The following is a 19,261-nucleotide window of genomic DNA, read 5'->3' as shown; positions in this document are numbered from 1 at the left end:
GGTCGCGGCCGGATGTCATCATCGCGGCCGGGCCTGCGCGGGATGTCGCCGGAACGACGAACGCCCCGGCCGTTTCGGACCGGGGCGCGCAGGGTGTGGGTCAGCGCCGCTTACTGCGGGATCTGGGCGGTGATGCCCTCGACATAGAAGTTCATCGACTGCAGGTCCGCGTCGCTGGCGGTCTCTCCCTCGGCCAGCCAGACGGTGCCGTCGGCCTTGTTCAGCGGCCCGGTGAAGGGGTGGTATTCGCCCGCGCCGATGGCGTCGCGCAGGGCCTCGGCCTCGGCCTTGACCTCGGCGGGGACGGCGTCGGTGATCTCTCCGATCACGACCTCTCCGTCACCGATGCCTGCCCAGCTGGACCCGCTTTCCCAGGTGCCGTCCAGCACCGCGCCGACGCGCTTGATGTAATAGGGCGACCATTCATCGATGATCGAGGCCACCCGCGGGCTGGGCTTGAACGCCGCCATGTCGCTGGCCTGACCGAAGCCAATGGCGCCAGCCTGCTGGGCCTGGGCCAGGGGCGCGGTCGAATCGGTGTGCTGCAGGATCACGTCCACGCCCTCGGCCAACAGCGCCGACGCGGCCTCGGCCTCCTTGGCGGGGTCGAACCAGCTGTAGGCCCAGACTACGCGCATCTCCACGTCCGGGTTCACCTTGCGGGCATGGATGAAGCTGGAGTTGATGCCCTGGATCACCTCGGGGATCGGGAAGGACCCGATATAGCCGATCTTGTTCGATTCCGTCATGCGGCCCGCGATGGTGCCGATGACCGCCCGACCCTCGTAGAAGCGCGCGTCATAGGTCGCGACGTTCTCGGCCGTCTTGTAGCCGGTGGCATGTTCGAACTTGATGTCGGGAAACTTGGCCGCGACGTTCATCACCGGGTCCATGAAGCCGAAGCTGGTCGCGAAGATCAGCTCGTTCCCGGCCAGGGCCAGCTGGGTCAGGGCGCGTTCGGCGTCGGCGCCTTCCGGCACGCTCTCGATGAAGGTGGTCTCGACGCGGTCGCCGAACTCGGCCTCGACGGCCTGGCGGGCCAGGTCGTGCTGATAGGTCCAGCCGCCGTCGCCCACGGGGCCGACATAGATGAAGCCGACCTTCAGCGGCTCGTCCTGGGCCATGGCCGGGGCGGCCATCGCGGTCATCAGGGCGGCGGCCGTGGCCAGAAGATGTCTGCGGTTCATGGTATCCCTCTTGGTTGGTATGGCCGCAGTTCTACCGCAGCGCGTGGAAGTTGGTCCCAAGCGAGCCGGGGGCAGCCGCCCCCGCGCGTCGCGAGTATTTCTGCCGGGCCGAGATGGCCACCAGCACGATGATGGTCGCCAGATAGGGCGCCATCGACAGCAGCTGCACCGGCACCTGCACGCCCGCCGCCTGCAGGCGCAGCTGCAGCACTGTGACGCCGCCGAAAAGCCAGGCCCCCGCCAGGACGCCCGCCGCCGTCCAGTTCGAGAAGACCACGATCGCCAGCGCGATCCAGCCCGCACCGGCGGTCATCCCCTCGGTCCATTGCAGGACCGTCGCGATCGAGATGAATGCCCCGCCGATCCCCGCCATTGCGCCGCCAAAGGCGATGGCCGCCAGACGTGTCACGCGCACGTCATAGCCCAGGGCATGGGCGGCCTCGTGGTTCTCTCCGACGCCGCGCAGGACCAGGCCGCGCCGGGTGCGGTTCAGGAACCACCAGACGACCGGCACCATCGCCAGCCCCAGCCACACGATCCAGTTGATGCGCAGCGGCCCGATCGGCATGGGCGGCGCCTTGACCCCCTCGAACGGCTTGCCGAACATCGCGGCCAGGCCCAGGCCGAACAGGGTCAGCGCCAGGCCCGATGCGACCTGGTTGGCCAGGAACAGCTGCGTCAGCGCCGCGAACAGCAGCGATATGGCCGCCCCCGCCACGGCCGCGACCAGAAACCCCAGGAACGGATTGCCGCTGGCATAGGCAGCGGCGAAACCGGCCAGCGCGCCGGTGATCATCATCCCCTCGACCCCCAGGTTCAGGACGCCCGCGCGTTCCACGACCAGTTCGCCCAGGGCGGCGAACAGGATCGGGGTCGATGCCGAGATCAGCAGCAGAAAGACGGACAGGGGGTCGATCATGCGGTGCGCCTTCTGCGGATCTGATAGCGGGTCAGGACGTCGAAGCCCAACAGGAAGAACAGCAGCATCCCCTGGAACACCTGCACGGTCGCGGCGGGCAGCGACATGGTCAGCTGAGCCAGTTCGCCCCCGATATAGGTCAGCGCCAGCAGCAGTCCCGCCAGCAGGATGCCCACCGGATGCAGCCGCCCCAGGAACGCCACGATGATCGCGGTAAACCCGTATCCCACGCCCAGCTTGTCGGTGATCTGGCCCGCGGGGCCCGCGACCTCGAACAGGCCCGCGGCACCGGCCAGCGCGCCCGACAGGCCCAGGCAGAACGCGACCAGCGTCTGCGGCCGCACGCCCGCGAACCGCGCGGCACGGGGCGCGGTGCCGGCGGCGCGGATGTGGAACCCGCGGATGTGGCGGCTCATCAGGAACCACGTGGCCAGGACCGCGGCGGCGGCGGCCACGACGCCCCAATGCGCGCCGGTCCCGGCGATCAGCTCGGGGTTCGCGGCCGAGGGGTATTGCTGCAGGTTGCGCGATCCGGGAAAGCCCATGCCCTGCGGGTTGCGCATCGGGCCGAAGGCCATCCATGCGGCGATCCGCTGCGCGACATAGACCAGCATCAGCGACACCAGGATTTCCGATGCACCGAACCAGTTCCTTAGCATCGCGGGGATCATGCCCCAGGCCCAGCCCCCGGCCAGTCCGGCCGCGACCATCAGCGGAAACAGCCACCATGCTTCCAGCGGGTACAGCGCCAAGGCGACTGCGGCGCCGGTGATGCCGCCGATGATGTACTGCCCCTCGGCCCCGATGTTCCAGATGCCGGCGCGAAAGCCGATGGCCAGCCCGGAGGCGATCAGGATCAGCGGCGCGGCCTTGATCAGCAGCTGCGGCCGGGAATAGCCGGCGGCAGGGCCGAACAGCGGGTCCCAGAAGATCGTGCGGATCGCCGCGACCGGGTCATGCCCCAGCATCGCGAACAGCAGCCCGCCGGCGATCATCGTGGCCAGCACGGCCATGACCGGCGTCGCGACCTGCCAGCCGGTCGAGGCGCTTTGGCGCGGGATCAGCGTGATCATAGATGCGCCTCTTCCATGCCATGCGCGCCGCCCAGCATCAGCCCGATGCGGTCCAGCGTCAGGCCGTCGGTGGGCACGGGGGGCGACAGGCGGCCTTCGTTCAAGGCGCAGAAACGGTCGGACAGTTCCAAAAGCTCATCCAGATCCTGAGAGATGACGATGACGCCCGCGCCCTGGCGGGCCAGGTCCAGCAGCGATTGCCGCACGCTGGCTGCTGCCCCCGCATCCACGCCCCAGGTGGGCTGGTTCACGACCAGCACGCGCGGGTTCTGCATGACCTCTCGGCCGATGACGAATTTCTGCAGGTTGCCGCCGGACAGGGCGCGGGCCGCGACATGGGGGCCGGGGGTGCGGACGTCGAACCCGTCGATCACCGCCAGCGCATAGTCGCGCGCGGCCCTGTGGTCGATCAGCCCGCCTCGGACAAGGGACTTGCGGCTGCCCGCCGTCAGCAGCGTATTCTCGGTCAGGCTGAAATCGGGGACGGCGGCATGGCCCAGCCGGTCCTCGGGCGCGCTGAGCAGGCCCTTGACGCGGCGCGGTTCGGGGCCGGCGGCGGACAGGTCCGCGCCCTCCAGCGTGACGGTGCCGGGCGCGCTGCGGACCTCGCCCGACAGGGCGGCCAGCAGCTCCTCCTGGCCGTTGCCGGCGACGCCGCCGATGCCCAGGATCTCTCCGGCCCGCAGGGACAGGGCGATGTCCTTCAGCGCCGTGCCCTCGGCATTGGGAGCGGGCTGGGACAGGGCGCGCACCTCCAGCAGGACGGCGCCGGGCTGGCGACCGCTGCGGTCGATCTGGCGCATCTGGCCGCCGACCATCATCGCGGCCAGGTTGCGGGCGGAATGGGCCCGGGGGTCGCAGCTGTCGACGACCTTGCCGTGCCGCAGGATCGTGGCGCGGTCGCAATGGCTGCGGATCTCGTCCAGCTTGTGGCTGATGTACAGGATCGCAGTGCCTTGCGCCGCCAGCTTGCGCAGGGTCGCGAACAGCAGCTCGGCCTCCTGCGGGGTCAGCACGCTGGTCGGCTCGTCCATGATCAACAGGCGCGGGTTCTGCAGCAGGCAGCGGATGATCTCGACCCGCTGGCGTTCGCCGGCCGACAGGGTGACGATGCGCCGCGCGGGGTTCAGCGGCAGGCCGAAATCATGGCTGACCTTGGTGATGCGCGCCGACAGTTCGCGCCGCGGCGGCGGGTTCTCCATCCCCAGGGCGATGTTCTCGGCGACCGTCAGCGCGTCGAACAGGCTGAAATGCTGGAACACCATCGCGACGCCCGCCGCCCGCGCCGCCCGTGGATCGGAGGGCGCATGGGCGCCGTCGCCCAGCCACATCTGCCCGTCATCGGGGCGCACCAGCCCATAGATCATCTTGACCAGCGTCGACTTGCCCGCGCCGTTCTCGCCCAGCAGGGCGTGGATCTCTCCGGGCATGACGTGGAACGACACGTCGTCATTGGCGCGGACGCCGGGATAGGACTTGCCCAGACCCCTGGCGCGGAACACGGGCATGTCGGTCAATTCTGTCCCCTTGGTCAAATTCCTGACCTGCTTAGACCGCAATTCGGCAGCCGCGCAATTGCACTGTTTGGTCACGCTGCGATACTGTCCCGATCATGGCCGCAAAATCCCCCCGATTCATCCATCTTCGCACACATTCCGAGCATTCGTTGCTGGAAGGTGCCATTCCCGTAGGCAAATTGCCAAGCCTTGCCTTCGAGGCGGGCATGCCGGCGGTCGCGCTGACCGACACGAACAACATGTTCGCCGCGCTGGAATTCAGCGTGAAGGCCCGCGACAAGGGCATCCAGCCCATTATCGGCTGTCAGGTGACACTGATGGCCGAGGCCACCGGGCCGGTCGTCCTTCTGGCACAGAACCAGGCGGGGTGGATGAACCTGATGGCGCTGTCCACCTGCCTCTATCTGCGCGAGGGCGGGGCGCTGCCGCATGTGACGGTCGACGAGCTGTGCGCCAAGGCCGAGGGGCTCATCTGCCTGACCGGGGGCGCGACGGGTCCCTTGGGCCTGCTGATCGCGCAGGGCCAGATGCCCAAGGCCGAGGCGCTGGTGGACCGGCTGGCGGCGTCCTTCGGCGACCGGCTCTATGTCGAACTGCAGCGCCATCCCGGCGATAACGGCCAGCTGATGGCCGCCGAGGCCGCGTCCGAGGGCGGTCTGGTCGATCTGGCCTATGCCAAGGGTCTGCCGCTGGTGGCGACGAACGATGTCTATTTTCCCAAGACCACCATGTACGAGGCGCATGACGCGCTGATCTGCATCGCCGAGAAGGCCTATGTCGACCAGTCCCAGCCCCGTCGCCGCCTGACGCCCCAGCATTACTTCAAGTCCGCCGAAGAGATGGCGGTCCTGTTCGCCGACCTGCCCGAGGCGATCGAGAACACCGTCGAGATCGCCCGCCGCTGCGCCTTCGCGGTGTCCAAGCACGCGCCGATCCTGCCCAGGTTCGCCGATGACGAGGTGACCGAACTGCGTCGCCAGGCCCATGCCGGCCTGGTCGAGCGGCTGAAGGTCATCCCCCACGCGGTCACGGTCGAGGAATACACCGCGCGCCTGGATTTCGAACTGGGCATCATCGAGCAGATGGGTTTCCCCGGCTATTTCCTGATCGTGGCCGATTTCATCCACTGGGCCAAGGAACAGGGCATCCCGGTCGGACCCGGCCGCGGGTCGGGCGCCGGATCGCTGGTCGCCTATGCGCTGACCATCACGGACCTGGACCCCCTGCGCTACAACCTGCTGTTCGAGCGGTTCCTGAACCCCGAACGGGTCAGCATGCCGGATTTCGACATCGACTTCTGCATGGACCGCCGCGAGGAGGTGATCCGTTACGTGCAGGGCAAGTACGGGGCCGACAAGGTGGGCCAGATCATCACCTTCGGCGCGCTGCTGTCCAAGGCTGCGGTGCGCGACGTGGGCCGCGTCCTGCAGCTGCCCTTCGGCCAGGTGGACCGCCTGTCCAAGATGATTCCGGTCGAGGGGGTGAAACCCGTCAGCATCGCCAAGGCCCGCGCCGACGAGCCGCGCCTGCGCGAGGCCGCGCGCGAGGAGGTGGTGGCCCGCCTGCTGGATTACGCCGAACAGCTGGAGGGGCTTTATCGCAACGCCTCCACCCACGCGGCGGGGGTGGTGATCGGGGACCGGCCATTGGACCAGCTGGTGCCGCTGTACCGCGATCCGGCATCCGACATGCCGGCGACCCAGTTCAACATGAAATGGGTGGAGCAGGCCGGCCTGGTCAAGTTCGACTTCCTGGGCCTCAAGACGCTGACGGTGATCCAGAATGCGGTCGACCTGATCAACGGTCAGGGCCGTCCGCTGCACATCGCCGCCGACGGGCGGCAGTTGTACGACCCCGCGCCGGGGACGGAAAACCAGATCAACCTGATCCCGCTGGACGACAAGGCCAGCTATGACCTGTTCGCCAGCGCGCGCACGGTCGCGGTGTTCCAGGTGGAATCCAGCGGCATGATGGACGCGCTGCGCCGCATGAAGCCCACCTGCATCGAGGACATCGTGGCGCTGGTGGCGCTGTACCGTCCCGGCCCGATGGAGAACATCCCGACCTATTGCGAGGTCAAGAACGGCCTGCGCGACCTGGAATCGATCCACCCGACCATCGACGACATCCTGGCCGAGACCCAGGGCATCATCGTCTATCAGGAACAGGTGATGCAGATCGCCCAGGTCATGGCGGGCTATTCGCTGGGCGGCGCCGACCTGCTGCGCCGGGCAATGGGCAAGAAGATCGCGGCCGAGATGGCCAAGGAGCGGCCCAAGTTCGTCAAGGGCGCGGTCGCCAACGGCGTGCCCGACAAGAAGGCCGGAGAGGTCTTCGACCTGCTGGAAAAGTTCGCCAACTACGGCTTCAACAAGTCGCACGCGGCCGCCTATGCCGTGGTCAGCTATCAGACCGCGTGGCTGAAGGCGAACCACCCGGTCGAGTTCATGGCCGCGGTGATGAACTGCGACATCCACCTGACCGACAAGCTGGCCGTCTACAAACGCGAATGCGATCGGATGGGGATCGAGATCGTGCCGCCCTGCGTCAACCGCTCGGCGCCGACCTTCACCGTGGGGCCAGGGCGCATCCACTATGCCCTGGGCGCGCTGAAGGGCGTGGGCCTGGAGGCGATGCGCCTGATCCACGATGCGCGCGCGGACCAGCCGTTCCGCGACATCCACGACCTGGCACGGCGCACCGACATGAAGCGGGTGGGCAAGCGCCCGCTGGAGATGCTGGCCCGCGCCGGCGCCTTCGACGGACTGGACGACAACCGCGCCCGGGTGATGAAGTCGCTGGACGGGCTGGTCGCCTGGTCGGCGGCGGTCCAGAGCCAGGCCGCCTCCAGCCAGACGTCGCTGTTCGGGGGCGGAGAGGATCTGCCGCCGCCGCGTGCCCCCCTGTCGGGCATCTGGCTGCCGACCGAGAAGCTGGGAGAGGAGCACAAGGCCGTCGGATTCTATCTGTCCGGGCATCCGCTGGACGACTATCTGCCGGCCCTGCGTCGCAAGAAGGTGATGACCCTGGCCGAGATCAGCCAGGACGCGCTGAACGGCCCGCTGGTGGCCCAGATCGCGGGCACGGTCGCCGCGCGGATGGAGCGCAAGTCCGCCAAGGGCACCGCCTATGCCTTCGTCAGCCTGTCGGACCCCACGGGGCTGTATGAGGTCACGGTGTTCTCGGACCTGCTGACCGCAAGCCGCGACAAGCTGGAACCGGGCGCCAGCGTCGTGCTGCAGGTCAAGGTCGAGCCGTCGGGCGATCAGGTCAAGATGCTGGCGAATTCGGTCACCGCGCTGGAGGACGCCGTGGCCGACGCGGGTGCAGGCTGCCTTGCGGTCGAGATGCAGGGCGCCGACACGATCCCGCGCCTGGTCGAGGTGCTGACCCGCATCCGCACCGACATCATCGTGCCGCCCCGGTCGCGCGGCCCGATCCGCCTGCGCATCCGCGAGGGCGACGAGATCATCGAGATCGAGGTCGCCAACGACGCCCCCCTGACCACCCCCGCGCGCCAGGCGCTGCGCGCGGTGCCCGGCGTGCTGGACGTGGTCGAGGAGTGAGCCGGGCGTCTTCGTCGTTCGAATACCCATGCCCCGCCGCGGCATGCCCCTAGCCAGATGTTCGCGCTTCGTGCTAGCAATCGGAAAAAAGAGGGCAGCATGAAGGTCTTGGGTATCGATCCCGGTTTGCGGAACATGGGCTGGGGGATGATCGAGGTGGACGGATCGCGCATCCGTCACATCGCCAACGGCACCATCCATTCGGACGGCGCGCAGGATCTGGGCGCGCGGCTGTCGGTCCTGTTCCGGGGCCTGTGCGCGGTCATCGCGACCCATGCCCCCGACGAGGCCGCGGTCGAGCAGACCTTCGTCAACAAGGACGCGACCGGGACGCTGAAGTTGGGGCAGGCGCGGGGCGTGGCCCTGCTGGCGCCAGCCGAGGCCGGGATATCGGTCGGGGAATACGCGCCCAACGCGGTCAAGAAGACCGTCGTGGGCGTGGGGCACGCGGGCAAGGAGCAGGTCCAGCACATGGTCCGCATCCAGTTGCCCGGGGCGGTCTTCGACAGCGCGGACGCGGCGGATGCACTGGCCATCGCCATCTGTCACGCCCGTCATCTGCAGGGACGGTCGCTGCGGGTCGCCACGCCCAAGCGGGGCGCGGCATGATCGGGCGGATCGCGGGGGTCATCCTGCACCGGGCGCGCGATCACGTGCTGATCGACGTGCGGGGCGTGGGATACATCGTGCATGTCAGCGAGCGGACGGCGGCGGGGCTGCCGCCGGTGGGGCAGGCGGCGGCGCTGTATACCGAACTGGTGGTGCGCGAGGATCTTTTGCAGCTGTTCGGATTCCCGACCATGCTGGACAAGGAGTGGCACCGGCTGCTGACGTCGGTCCAGGGGGTCGGTGCCAAGGTGTCGCTGGCGATCCTGAGCACGCTGGGCCCCGAGGGGCTGGGCCGGGCGATCGCGCTGGGGGACTGGGCGTCGGTTCGCAAGGCGAACGGGGTCGGTCCCAAGCTGGCGCAGCGGATCGTGCTGGAACTGAAGGACAAGGCGCCGTCGGTCATGGCCCTGGGCGGCGCGCTGACCATCGACGCGGGGGACGTTGCCGCGGGCGGTCATGCGGAGGAACCGGGCATCGAGCCCGGCCCCTCCACGGCATCCGCGCGCGGTCGCGCCGATGCCCCCGCCCCCGCGACCGGCGCGCATCAGGGTCAGGCGATGGCGGATGCGCTGTCGGCGCTGACCAATCTGGGCTATGGTCCGTCCGAGGCGGCATCCGCCGTGGCCGAGGCGCAGGCGCGGGAACCGGCGGCGGCCATGCCCGCGTTGATCCGCGCGGCGCTGCGTCTGCTGGCGCCCAAGGACTGAACCGGAGGTCTGAACATGGCAGGAAACGTCAAGGTCTTCATGCTGATGGCGGCGCTGACCGCGCTGGTCATGGCCTTGGGCTGGATGCTGGGCGGATCGGGCGGCGCGGTGATGGCGCTGGTGATCTCGGGGGGCATGAACTTCTTTAGCTATTGGAACAGCGACAAGATGGTCCTGCGTCAGCAGGGGGCGGTCGAGTTGTCGCCCCAGCAGGGGGCCGAACTGCACGCGATGACAGCGCGGCTGGCCGAGCGCGCGCAGATGCCCATGCCCAAGCTGTACCTGCTGCCGACCCAGCAACCCAATGCTTTTGCCACCGGGCGCAATCCGCAGAACTCCGCCGTGGCGGTGACGCAGGGGCTGCTGAACCACCTGTCCACCGAGGAGATCGAGGGCGTGATCGCCCATGAGCTGGCCCATATCCGGCATCGCGACACGCTGACCATGACCGTCACCGCGACCATGGCCGGCGCCATCGCGATGATGGGGAACATGATGCTGTTCGCGGGCAACCGCGAGGGGCGGGGCGGCATGATCGGCGGCATTCTGGCGATGATCTTGGCGCCGATGGCCGCGATGATGGTGCAGATGGCGATTTCTCGTGCGCGGGAATACGAGGCGGATGCGACCGGCGCGCAGATCAGCGGCAAGCCGCGGGCGCTGGCCTCGGCGCTGAGCCGGATCGCGCAGGCGGCGGGGCGCAGCGTGAACCTGCCGGCCGAGAAGAACCCCGCCGCGGCGGCGATGTTCATCATCAACCCGCTGCACGCGATGCGGGCCGACCGGCTGTTCACCACCCACCCCCCGACCGAGGAGCGGATCGCCCGGCTGATGGCGATGGATGGCACGGCCCCGCGTGACCCGGCCCCCGCCGCCGGACCAAGCCGCATCCCCCGCACCGGCGCCGCGCCGCGCACGCCCTGGGGCCGCGGATGACCGGGCCGGACCCCGACCTGCGCCCCGAAAAGCTGGACAGCGATGTCGAGGATCGCGCGCTTCGGCCGCAGAACCTGTCCGAATTCGTGGGTCAGGCCGAGGCGCGCGCGAACCTGAAGGTGTTCATCGAAAGCGCCAAGATGCGCGGCAAGGCGATGGACCACACGCTGTTCTTCGGTCCCCCGGGACTGGGCAAGACCACGCTGGCGCAGATCATGTCGCGCGAACTGGGGGTGAACTTTCGCATGACATCCGGGCCGGTCATCGCGCGGGCGGGGGACCTGGCCGCGATCCTGACCAACCTCGAGGCGCGCGACGTCCTGTTCATCGACGAGATCCACCGCATGAACCCCGCGGTCGAGGAGATCCTGTACCCCGCGATGGAGGATTTCGAGCTGGATCTTGTGATCGGCGAGGGCCCGGCCGCACGCACCGTGCGGATCGAGCTGCAGCCCTTCACGCTGGTGGGGGCGACCACGCGGCTTGGCCTGCTGACCACGCCGCTGCGCGACCGGTTCGGCATTCCGACCCGGCTGCAGTTCTATGAGATCGCGGAACTGGACCTGATCGTGCAACGCGGCGCGCGGCTGATGGGGATCAGCGCCGATCCCGAAGGGACGCTGGAGATCGCGCGCCGCGCCCGCGGCACGCCCCGCATCGCGGGCCGGCTGCTGCGCCGCGTGGTCGATTTCGCGCTGGTGGAGGGGAACGGCCGCCTGACGCGCGAGATCGCCGATATTGCGCTGAACCGGCTGGGGGTAGACGATCTGGGCTTGGACGGGGCTGACCGGCGGTACCTGACGCAGATGGCGCAGCATTACGCAGGCGGACCCGTGGGTGTCGAGACGCTATCCGCCGCCCTGTCCGAGAGCCGCGACGCCATCGAGGAGGTGATCGAGCCCTATCTGCTGCAGCAGGGCCTGGTCGCGCGCACCCCGCGCGGGCGCATGCTGACCCAGGGGGCCTGGCGCCATCTGGGCCTGGACATGCCGGTCCCCACCGGTCAGGCGACGCTGTTCGACGTCTGATTGCGGACGGGACCGATCGCGCGTATTTTGGCCCCCATGAGCCATCACCTGACATTGCGCGTCTATTACGAAGACACCGACCTGGCCGGGATCGTCTATTATGCGAACTATCTGAAATACATCGAGCGGGGGCGGTCCGAATGGATGCGCGCCACCGGCATCGACCAGATGCGCATGAAGGAGACGTCGGGCCATGTCTTCGCCGTCCGCCATATCGAGGCCGACTATCTGCGCCCGGCGCGCTTCGACGATCTGCTGACCGTGGTCACCGACCTGTCGCACGCCACGGCTGCGCGGATCGTGGTCGACCAGCAGGTGCTGCGCGGCGATGAGGTGCTGTTTTCGGCGCGGGTGACGATCGTCAGCCTGGACGGGCGGGGACGTCCCGTGCGCCTGCCCGCCGCCCTGTCGCGGGCGCTGCCAGAGGGCTGAACCCGTGGCCTCTGCCGCGCGGATGCGGCAACACGGACGCAGGTTGATGAAAATTGACGCCATTGTGTTGCCGCGGGGGCTGAAACCCGTGGCAATTACAGGGTAACAGGCCGCAACGCCGGGCTGCCAGGGGGCAGTTGCGGCCCCTGATGATGAGGCAGTAGACCATGGAACCCATTCAGGCCGCCGAGGCCATCGACTTTTCGGCCGTGGCTTTGTTCTGGCGATCCTCGCTGACGGTGCAGGTGGTCATGATCATGCTGATCGCGGCCTCGTTCTGGTCCTGGGCGATCATCGTGCAGAAGTTCCTGACCTTTGCGCAGGCGCGCAAGGAGGCCGCCCGCTTTGACCGCGCCTTCTGGTCCGGAGAGCCCTTGGACGATCTTTATGACCGGCTTGGCGACCGTCCAAAGGGGCCGTCCGAACGAATCTTTTCCGCGGGCATGACCGAATGGCGCCGCAGCCACCGCGATGACGGGCGGCTGATCGCGGGCGGCATCGGGCGCATCGACCGGGCCATGAACGTGGCCATCCAGCGCGAGGAACAGCGCCTGTTCCGCGGCCTGTCCTTCCTGGCGACCGTGGGGTCGACCGCGCCCTTCATCGGCCTGTTCGGCACCGTCTGGGGCATCAAGTCCGCATTCGAGGGCATCGCCCTGACCCAGGACACCAGCCTGGCCGTCGTGGCGCCGGGCATCGCCGAGGCCCTGCTGGCAACCGCTTTGGGCCTGGTCGCGGCCATCCCGGCCGTCGTCTTCTACAACAAGCTGTCGGGCGACGCGGAACGCATCACCGGCGGGTGGGAGGCGTTCTCGGACGAGTTCTCGACGCTTCTGTCACGCCAGATGGACGAGGCCTGACATGGCATCCGGGGTTGTCAAGCGCGTCCGCAGCAAGGGCCGTCGGCGCAACCTGCCGATGTCCGAGATCAACGTCACGCCCTTCGTGGACGTGATGCTGGTGCTGCTGATCATCTTCATGGTCGCGGCGCCGCTGATGACGGCGGGCGTTCCGCTGAACCTGCCCGAAACCGCCGCCAACGCGGTCCCCAACGAGGACGAGGAGCCGTTGATGGTGTCGATCCCGGTCGAGGGGTCGCTGACGATCATGGACCAGCCGGTGGCGGACGAGCAGGTCGTGACGACGCTGCGCACGATCCTGGCGGAACGGCAGTCGGGCCGGGTGTTCCTGCGTGCCGACGGCACCATCCCCTATGCCCGCGTGGTCCAGATCATGGGCGCGTTGAACGCGGCGGGCATCACCGACATCGTCCTGGTCACCGAGACCGGCGGACCGCGGATGGACGGCTGAACCATGGACGAACGCGAAGGGCGCATCGGTTACTGGGTCTCGGGGGTCGCGCACGGCTCCCTGATCCTGTGGGCGATCCTGGGCGGGGCGCTGTTTCGTCCGCAGCCCAGCCCGATGGTGCGCACGACCCAGGTCTCGACCATCAGCGGCGCCGAGTTCGAGGCGATGGCCGCCGCCGCCCGCGGGGCGGGGCCGGTGGGTGCCGATTCGACCGCAGTGGCCACCTTGCCCGACCCCGTCGACCCGGCCGAGGACGGTGCGGCGCGGCCCGTCGATGCGATCCCCCCGCAATCGGGGCAGGCCGCGGCGCTGGAACAGCCCGATACGGCCGAATCCGTGCCCGACCTCAGCGATTTTGCGCCCGCCGCCCCGGTCGAGGTCGCGACCGATCTGCCCGCGCCGCGCCCGAACCAGACCGACGGGGCCGAGACCGCCCCGCAGGTCCCGGACACCCCCCCGGCCCCCGTGGCGGAAGCCCAGCCTAACCGCCCGGCGCTGCCGACGCCCGACGCCGCAGCAGTTCCGGTCGCCCCGCGATCGGCGCTGGCGCTTGATGCCTCGCGCCGCCCCGAGGTCCGGCCGGCCGACCTGGTCGAATCCTTCAACCGCCGCGTGGCGGAGGCGGCTGCGGCCGAGGCAGACCGCCAAGCCGCCGCCGAACGCGAGCGCCAGGCCGCGGCGGACGCTGCCGCGGAAGCCGAACGTCAGGCTGCGGCAGAGGCGGAGCAGGAACGGCGCGCAGCGGCAGAGGCCGCGGAAGAGCGCCGCGCGGAAGCCGCGCGCCAAGCTGCGGAGGAGGAACGGCAGGCAGCCGACGCCGCCGCAGAGGCCGAACGCCGCGCCGCGGCCGAAGCGGAAGCGGCGCGTCGTGCCGCCGCAGAGGCCGCGGCCGAGGAGGAGCGCCGCGCCGAAGCCGCACGTCAGGCCGCGGAGGCCGAGCGCCTGGCCGCTGAGGAGGCGGAACGCCAAGCCGCAGAGGAGGCGGAGCGCCGTGCTGCCGCAGAGGCGGAGGAGGAGCGCCGCGCCGCTGCAGCGGCCGAGGAAGAACGTCGCGCCGAAGCCGCACGCCAGGCCGAAGAAGCGGAGCGCCAGGCCGCCGCAGAGGCGGAACGCCGCGCTGCCGCCGAGGCCGAGGAAGAACGCCGTGCCGCCGCCGAAGCCGCAGAGCGCCAAGCCGAAGCCGAGCGTCAGGCGGCTGCCGAACAGGCCGCGCGCGAGGCGGCGGATCGGCAGGCGCTGGAAGACGCGCTGCGCGATGCGCAGGGCGGAGCCGGGGGGCAGGACGCCGCCTCTGGCTCCGACACGGCCGGCAGCCCGTCGCAGACCATCGAGGGCGGCAGCGGCGCCTCGGCCGGGCTGGACCCTTTGGCCGCCGCGCTGGCGGGGGCCATGGCGGGCACCGGGGCCGCGGCGGATCCGGCGAACGACCCTTCGGGCCCGCCTGCCGACATGATGCAGCTGACCCCCAGCCCGATCCAGGCGACGCCCTTGCCCGATGCGGCGCAGGGCCTGCCCCTGGGCGATCCGCTGACGCTGTCGGAGCGCGATGGGCTGCGCTTTGCGATCCAGGACTGCTGGAACCTGGGCGCGCTGTCGGTCGAGGCGTCGCAGATGACCGTCTCTGTCGGGTTCACGCTGTCGCCGGACGGGGTGCCCGACCAGAATAGCATGCGCATCGCCGGCTATCAGGGCGGCAGCGAATCCGCAGCCCAGCAGGGGTTCGAGGTCGCGCGCCGCGCCATCCTGATGTGCGGACGCGCCGGGTTCGATCTGCCCGCATCGAAATACGGACGCTGGCGCGATGTCGTGGTGGATTTCCGCCCCGACGGCGTCGCGTTCCAATGACTGACCGGCGGGGGCCACCTTCCGCTGTTCGCCGAAAAAAGGTAGTGATGACGCCATGTTCCGCAGATTGATCCTTGCCCCTGCCTTCCTGCTGGCCGCAGCATTGCTGCCGGCCGGGCCCGTGATGGCGCAGGACACCCCCCTGCGCATCGAGATCACCGACGGCGTGATAGAGCCGATGTCGATCGCCATCCCGGCCTTTCATGGCGATGCCGAGATCGCGGCCCGCATCCGTCAGGTCGTGGCGGACGACCTGACCGGCACCGGCCTGTTCAGCGAGATCCCTGTCGAGACGCATGTCGCCCGCCCCGCCAGCTTTACCGAGGCCGTCAGCTATGACGACTGGCGGGCGGTGAACGCGCAGGCGCTGGTCTCGGCCGAGGTGCGGCAGATGGGCGACAACATCAGCGTGGGCTTTCGGCTGTTCGACGTCGTGTCGGGCCAGCCGCAGGGCGACGGGATGCAGTTCGACGCCCGCGCCGCCGACTGGCGCCGCGCGGCCCACAAGATCGCCGACCAGATCTATGCCCGGCTGACCGGCGAAAAGCCCTATTTCGACAGCCGCGTGGCCTTCGTGCAGGAGACCGGACCGAAAAGCGCACGGATCAAGCGGATCGGCGTGATGGATTACGACGGCGCGAACATCCTGTGGATGACCGACAGCTCGTCCCTGGTGTTGGCGCCGAAATTCTCGCCCGACGGGCGCCGCCTGCTGTTCACCAGCTATGACAGCGGCTTTCCCCAGATCCAGCTGATGGACGTGGCGACCGTCAGCGCCCGGCCGCTGACCCGCGATGCCAGCACGATGGCCTTTGCGCCGACCTTCAGCCCGGACGGGCGGTGGGTCGCGTATTCGCGCGAACAGGGCGGCAATACCGACATCTGGCTGATGGACGTGGCCACCGGCGCCCAACGCGCGCTGACCAATTCGCCGGCCATCGACACCTCTCCGGGGTTCAGCCCGGACGGGCAGCGCATCGTGTTCGAAAGCGATCGGTCCGGCGCGCCGCAGCTGTACATCATGGGGCTGGACGGGGCCGAGCCGTCGCGCATCAGCTTTGGGGACGGGCGTTACGGCACGCCCACCTGGTCGCCCAAGGGGGACCTGATCGCGTTCACCAAGCAGATCGGCGAACGCTTTCACATCGGCACCATGCGCACCGACGGATCGTCCGAACGCATGCTGACCGAAAGCTTTCTGGATGAGGGCCCGACCTGGGCCCCGAACGGTCGGGTGGTGATGTTTACGCGCGCCACCCCCGGCGGAAACGGCCAGCCGCGTCTGCATTCGGTGGACATCACCGGGCGCAACATGCGACCGATGAATCTTGACTTTGCCGCCTCGGACCCGTCCTGGGGTCCCCTGTTGCCATGAGGATGAGATGATGAACGCCGCGACCAAGCCTGTCCTGCTGGCCGCCCTTCTGGGGCTGGCGGCCTGTGCCCAGCCTGCGCCGACGGTGGCGCCGCCCGTGGTCGACCCCTATGCCAGCACGGGCGGGGGCGCGGTGTTCCAGGGCGATCTGGCCGGCGGCGTCCTGGGCGCCGAGGCGACGGCCCAGTATTTCCGCGGCACGGTCGGCGACACGGTCCTGTTTCCCGCCGACCAGACGACCCTGACCCCCGAGGCGCGGACCATCCTGGCGGCGCAGGCTGCCTGGCTGACGCGCCACACTGCCTTTACCGCCGTGGTCCAAGGCCATGCCGAGGAGACGGGCACCCGCGAATACAACCTGGCGCTTGGCGCACGGCGGGCCAGCGCGGTGCAGGAATACCTGGTCGCGCAGGGCGTGGCCCCGGGCCGCATCCGCACGCTGTCCTTCGGCAAGGAGCGTCCCGCAGCGACCTGTTCGGACGAGGGCTGCTATGCCCAGAACCGCCGTGCCGTCACCGTCGTGACCGAAGCCGCACCCCCCGCCGTGGCGATGGCCCCCGTGGCAAGCGCCGCCCCTGCCGGGGGCGTTGTCGGGGCAGGCATGTGATGCGGCTGATCCCCGCACTGATCCTGGCCCTGACGCTTGGGGCGCCTGTTCAGGCCGCCCCCGACGCCGCGACCCTGGCCGACATGCGTCAGCAGGTCACGCAGTTGCGCAGTCAGCTGCAGGGATTGCGGGGCGAATTGGTTGCGTCGGGCGCCGCCGGGTTCCAGGCGGCGGGCGGGGCCAGCGCCATCGACCGCATGAACGCGATGGAGGCGCAGCTGATGCGCCTGACGAACCAGGCCGAACAGCTGCAGAATCGCATCAACCGGATCGCGGGCGACAGCGAACGGCGCCTGTCCGACCTGGAATTCCGCCTGTGCGAGGCCGAACCGGGCTGCGATCTGTCGGCGCTGACCGTGCCGCAGGCGCAGGCGGGGCTCAGCCCGCAGCTGGCGCCCTCGGCCCCGGCGGATGGCGGGGCGGGGCAGCCTGCCTCGACCGCGGCCGAGCAGACCGATTTCGACGCGGCCCGCGCCGCGATGGACGCCGGCGATCACGCCCGCGCGGCGCAGATGTTCGCCGATGTCGCGGAAACCCATGCCGGCGGTCCCCTGACCGCCGAGGCACTGTTCCTGCGCGGGCAGGCGCTGGATCTGGCCGGCCAGCCACGTGATGCGGCCGCCGCCTGGCTGGAGGGGTTCGCCGCCGATCCGGACGGCGCACGGGCGGGCGAGAGCCTGCTGGGCATCGCTCGCGTGATCGAGGCGCAGGGTGACGCGACCGCCGCCTGCCTGTACCTGGCAGAGATTCCCGCCCGATTTCCCGGCAGCCCGCAGGCCGTCGAGGCCGAGGGCCACGTGACCCGCCTTGGCTGCGGCGTCAGCGACCTGGGCGTTCTGGACCCGCTGCTCGATCCGTCGATGGACCCCGAAGCGGCGGCCGATCTGGCCGAATATCCGTGATCCGCGACCCCGGCGCCCGCATCAGGTCTGTTCTGGACCGGCTGGCGGGGGACCTGCCGGCGCTTGGACTGGCGGTGTCGGGGGGCGGTGATTCCATCGCCCTGATGCATGTGGCCGCCGAATGGGCGCAGGGGCGGCGCGTCATGGTCGCCACCGTCGATCACGGCCTGCGCGAGGGCAGCGCGGCCGAGGCCGACGAGGTCGCCCGCGCCGCGCGTGCCCTGGGCCTGTCGCATGCGGTGCTGCTGTGGCGGCGCGACACGCAGGTCGGCAACCTGATGGCGCAGGCCCGCGATGCACGGCTGCGGCTGCTGTCGGGCTGGGCGCGGCGCAACGACCTGCCGGCGGTGGCGCTTGGCCACACGGCCGACGATCTGGCCGAGACGCTGCTGATGCGCCTGGCGCGCGGGTCCGGCGTGGACGGGCTGTCGGCGATGGCGGAATGGCGCGACGCGTTCGACATGCGCTGGCTGCGGCCGATGCTGGGCACCGGGCGGACGGAGCTGCGCGACTGGCTGACGGCGCGCGACATCACCTGGATCGACGATCCGACGAACGACAATGCCGACTATGACCGCATCCGGGCGCGCCAAGCCATCGCGGCCTTGGGACTGGAGGTGTCGGGCCTGGCCCGATCCGCCGCCCATATCGCCGACGCGCGCGATGCGCTGGCCGATTACGCGGCCCTGCTGAGCGCCGATGCCAAGGTCGATCGCGGCAGCCTGATCCTGTCGCGCGGCCCCCTGCGCGACGCGCCGCCAGAGATCCGCCGCCGCATTCTGGTCGCCGCATGCCGGTGGGTAACGGGCGCCGACTATCCGCCGCGCCGCGCGACGCTGGTCCACGCGCTGGAGGCGATGCTGGCGCAGGGGCGGGTGACGCTGGACGGGGCGATGATCTCTCCGACGGGCGGGGGGCTGCGGGTCACGCGCGAGGCCGCGGCCGCGCTGCGCACCGGCCCAACGCCCGACCGGGTCTGGGACCGCCGCTGGCGGGTACGCGGGCTTGCCCCCGGCCAGACGATCGCGGCCCTGGGGACCGAGCCGCTGGCCCGCCTGCCGTGGCGCGATTCGGGCCTGCTGCGTGATGAGGCTGCGGCCAGCCCCGGCATCTGGCAGGACGGACGGCTGATCGCCGCGCCGCTGCTGCGCGACCACCCCGGAATCACCCTGATTCCGGTCCGGGGCGCGGCAGATTTCCGCAGGTTGGTGAAGGCGCATTGAACCTGTCGCGATAATCCCTATTTT

The 19,261-nt window shown here is 69.7% G+C and carries 17 protein-coding genes; 13 read left to right on the top strand and 4 right to left on the bottom strand.

Features of this window, described 5'->3' with window-relative positions; all coding sequences use genetic code 11:
- Positions 1-110: 110 nt before the first annotated feature.
- Genes FHD67_RS11635 through FHD67_RS11620 form a run of 4 tightly spaced genes read right to left on the bottom strand, consistent with a single transcriptional unit; the run spans position 111 to position 4,687 of the window.
- Complete coding sequence (locus FHD67_RS11635) at positions 111-1,187, bottom strand: BMP family ABC transporter substrate-binding protein (RefSeq protein WP_046001367.1); 1,077 nt, start codon at positions 1,185-1,187, stop codon at positions 111-113.
- A 31-nt stretch (positions 1,188-1,218) separates the two neighbouring features.
- Positions 1,219-2,106 (bottom strand): ABC transporter permease, encoded by an 888-nt coding sequence (locus tag FHD67_RS11630; protein WP_139598783.1) that lies wholly within the window; start codon positions 2,104-2,106, stop codon positions 1,219-1,221.
- The gene (locus FHD67_RS11625; protein ID WP_046001368.1) at positions 2,103-3,179 is read right to left on the bottom strand and encodes an ABC transporter permease; all 1,077 of its coding nucleotides are present in this window, start codon (positions 3,177-3,179) and stop codon (positions 2,103-2,105) included. The genes FHD67_RS11630 and FHD67_RS11625 overlap by 4 nt, the downstream gene beginning before the upstream one ends.
- A complete protein-coding gene (locus FHD67_RS11620) occupies positions 3,176-4,687 on the bottom strand; it encodes an ABC transporter ATP-binding protein (RefSeq protein WP_176695110.1) in 1,512 nt (503 codons plus the stop codon). Before FHD67_RS11620 ends, FHD67_RS11625 begins: the two co-directional genes overlap by 4 nt.
- Positions 4,688-4,791: 104 nt before the next feature.
- Between FHD67_RS11620 and dnaE the strand changes: the two genes are divergently transcribed.
- From dnaE to tilS, 13 genes are all read left to right on the top strand, one after another.
- The gene (gene dnaE / locus FHD67_RS11615) at positions 4,792-8,262 is read left to right on the top strand and encodes a DNA polymerase III subunit alpha (RefSeq protein WP_139598782.1); all 3,471 of its coding nucleotides are present in this window, start codon (positions 4,792-4,794) and stop codon (positions 8,260-8,262) included.
- Between the two features lie 99 nt (positions 8,263-8,361).
- A complete protein-coding gene (ruvC, locus tag FHD67_RS11610) occupies positions 8,362-8,871 on the top strand; it encodes a crossover junction endodeoxyribonuclease RuvC (RefSeq protein WP_045981454.1) in 510 nt (169 codons plus the stop codon).
- Positions 8,868-9,578, top strand: coding sequence for a Holliday junction branch migration protein RuvA (ruvA, locus tag FHD67_RS11605; protein WP_046001371.1), 711 nt, complete (start codon positions 8,868-8,870; stop codon positions 9,576-9,578). The genes ruvC and ruvA overlap by 4 nt, the downstream gene beginning before the upstream one ends.
- A 15-nt stretch (positions 9,579-9,593) precedes the next feature.
- Positions 9,594-10,514 carry a zinc metalloprotease HtpX gene (gene htpX / locus FHD67_RS11600; RefSeq protein ID WP_139598781.1) on the top strand — a complete coding sequence of 307 codons (921 nt, stop codon included), beginning with the start codon at positions 9,594-9,596 and terminating at the stop codon, positions 10,512-10,514.
- Complete coding sequence (gene ruvB / locus FHD67_RS11595) at positions 10,511-11,542, top strand: Holliday junction branch migration DNA helicase RuvB (RefSeq protein WP_045981457.1); 1,032 nt, start codon at positions 10,511-10,513, stop codon at positions 11,540-11,542. The genes htpX and ruvB overlap by 4 nt, the downstream gene beginning before the upstream one ends.
- A gap of 36 nt (positions 11,543-11,578) precedes the next feature.
- A complete protein-coding gene (ybgC, locus tag FHD67_RS11590; protein ID WP_127899105.1) occupies positions 11,579-11,974 on the top strand; it encodes a tol-pal system-associated acyl-CoA thioesterase in 396 nt (131 codons plus the stop codon).
- Positions 11,975-12,141: 167 nt separating this feature from the next.
- Positions 12,142-12,834, top strand: a complete 693-nt coding sequence (gene tolQ / locus FHD67_RS11585; RefSeq protein ID WP_045981459.1) for a protein TolQ — start codon at positions 12,142-12,144, stop codon at positions 12,832-12,834.
- A gap of 1 nt (position 12,835) precedes the next feature.
- Positions 12,836-13,285 carry an ExbD/TolR family protein gene (locus tag FHD67_RS11580; RefSeq protein WP_046001374.1) on the top strand — a complete coding sequence of 150 codons (450 nt, stop codon included), beginning with the start codon at positions 12,836-12,838 and terminating at the stop codon, positions 13,283-13,285.
- A gap of 3 nt (positions 13,286-13,288) precedes the next feature.
- Entirely contained in the window at positions 13,289-15,130 is a 1,842-nt protein-coding gene (locus FHD67_RS11575) for a protein TolA (RefSeq protein WP_139598780.1), read from the top strand.
- Between the two features lie 55 nt (positions 15,131-15,185).
- Positions 15,186-16,505, top strand: a complete 1,320-nt coding sequence (gene tolB, locus FHD67_RS11570) for a Tol-Pal system beta propeller repeat protein TolB (RefSeq protein WP_139598779.1) — start codon at positions 15,186-15,188, stop codon at positions 16,503-16,505.
- A gap of 7 nt (positions 16,506-16,512) precedes the next feature.
- Positions 16,513-17,112 carry a peptidoglycan-associated lipoprotein Pal gene (gene pal / locus FHD67_RS11565; protein ID WP_071209482.1) on the top strand — a complete coding sequence of 200 codons (600 nt, stop codon included), beginning with the start codon at positions 16,513-16,515 and terminating at the stop codon, positions 17,110-17,112.
- The gene (locus tag FHD67_RS11560) at positions 17,112-18,014 is read left to right on the top strand and encodes a tetratricopeptide repeat protein (RefSeq protein WP_045982843.1); all 903 of its coding nucleotides are present in this window, start codon (positions 17,112-17,114) and stop codon (positions 18,012-18,014) included. Before pal ends, FHD67_RS11560 begins: the two co-directional genes overlap by 1 nt.
- The gene (gene tilS / locus FHD67_RS11555; protein WP_139598778.1) at positions 18,011-19,237 is read left to right on the top strand and encodes a tRNA lysidine(34) synthetase TilS; all 1,227 of its coding nucleotides are present in this window, start codon (positions 18,011-18,013) and stop codon (positions 19,235-19,237) included. The genes FHD67_RS11560 and tilS overlap by 4 nt, the downstream gene beginning before the upstream one ends.
- Positions 19,238-19,261 lie beyond the last annotated feature (24 nt).

This window comes from Paracoccus haeundaensis, from assembly GCF_006239215.1.
GTDB classification, from domain to species: Bacteria; Pseudomonadota; Alphaproteobacteria; order Rhodobacterales; family Rhodobacteraceae; genus Paracoccus; species Paracoccus marcusii.
This window is presented reverse-complemented; position numbering and strand designations above follow the sequence as displayed.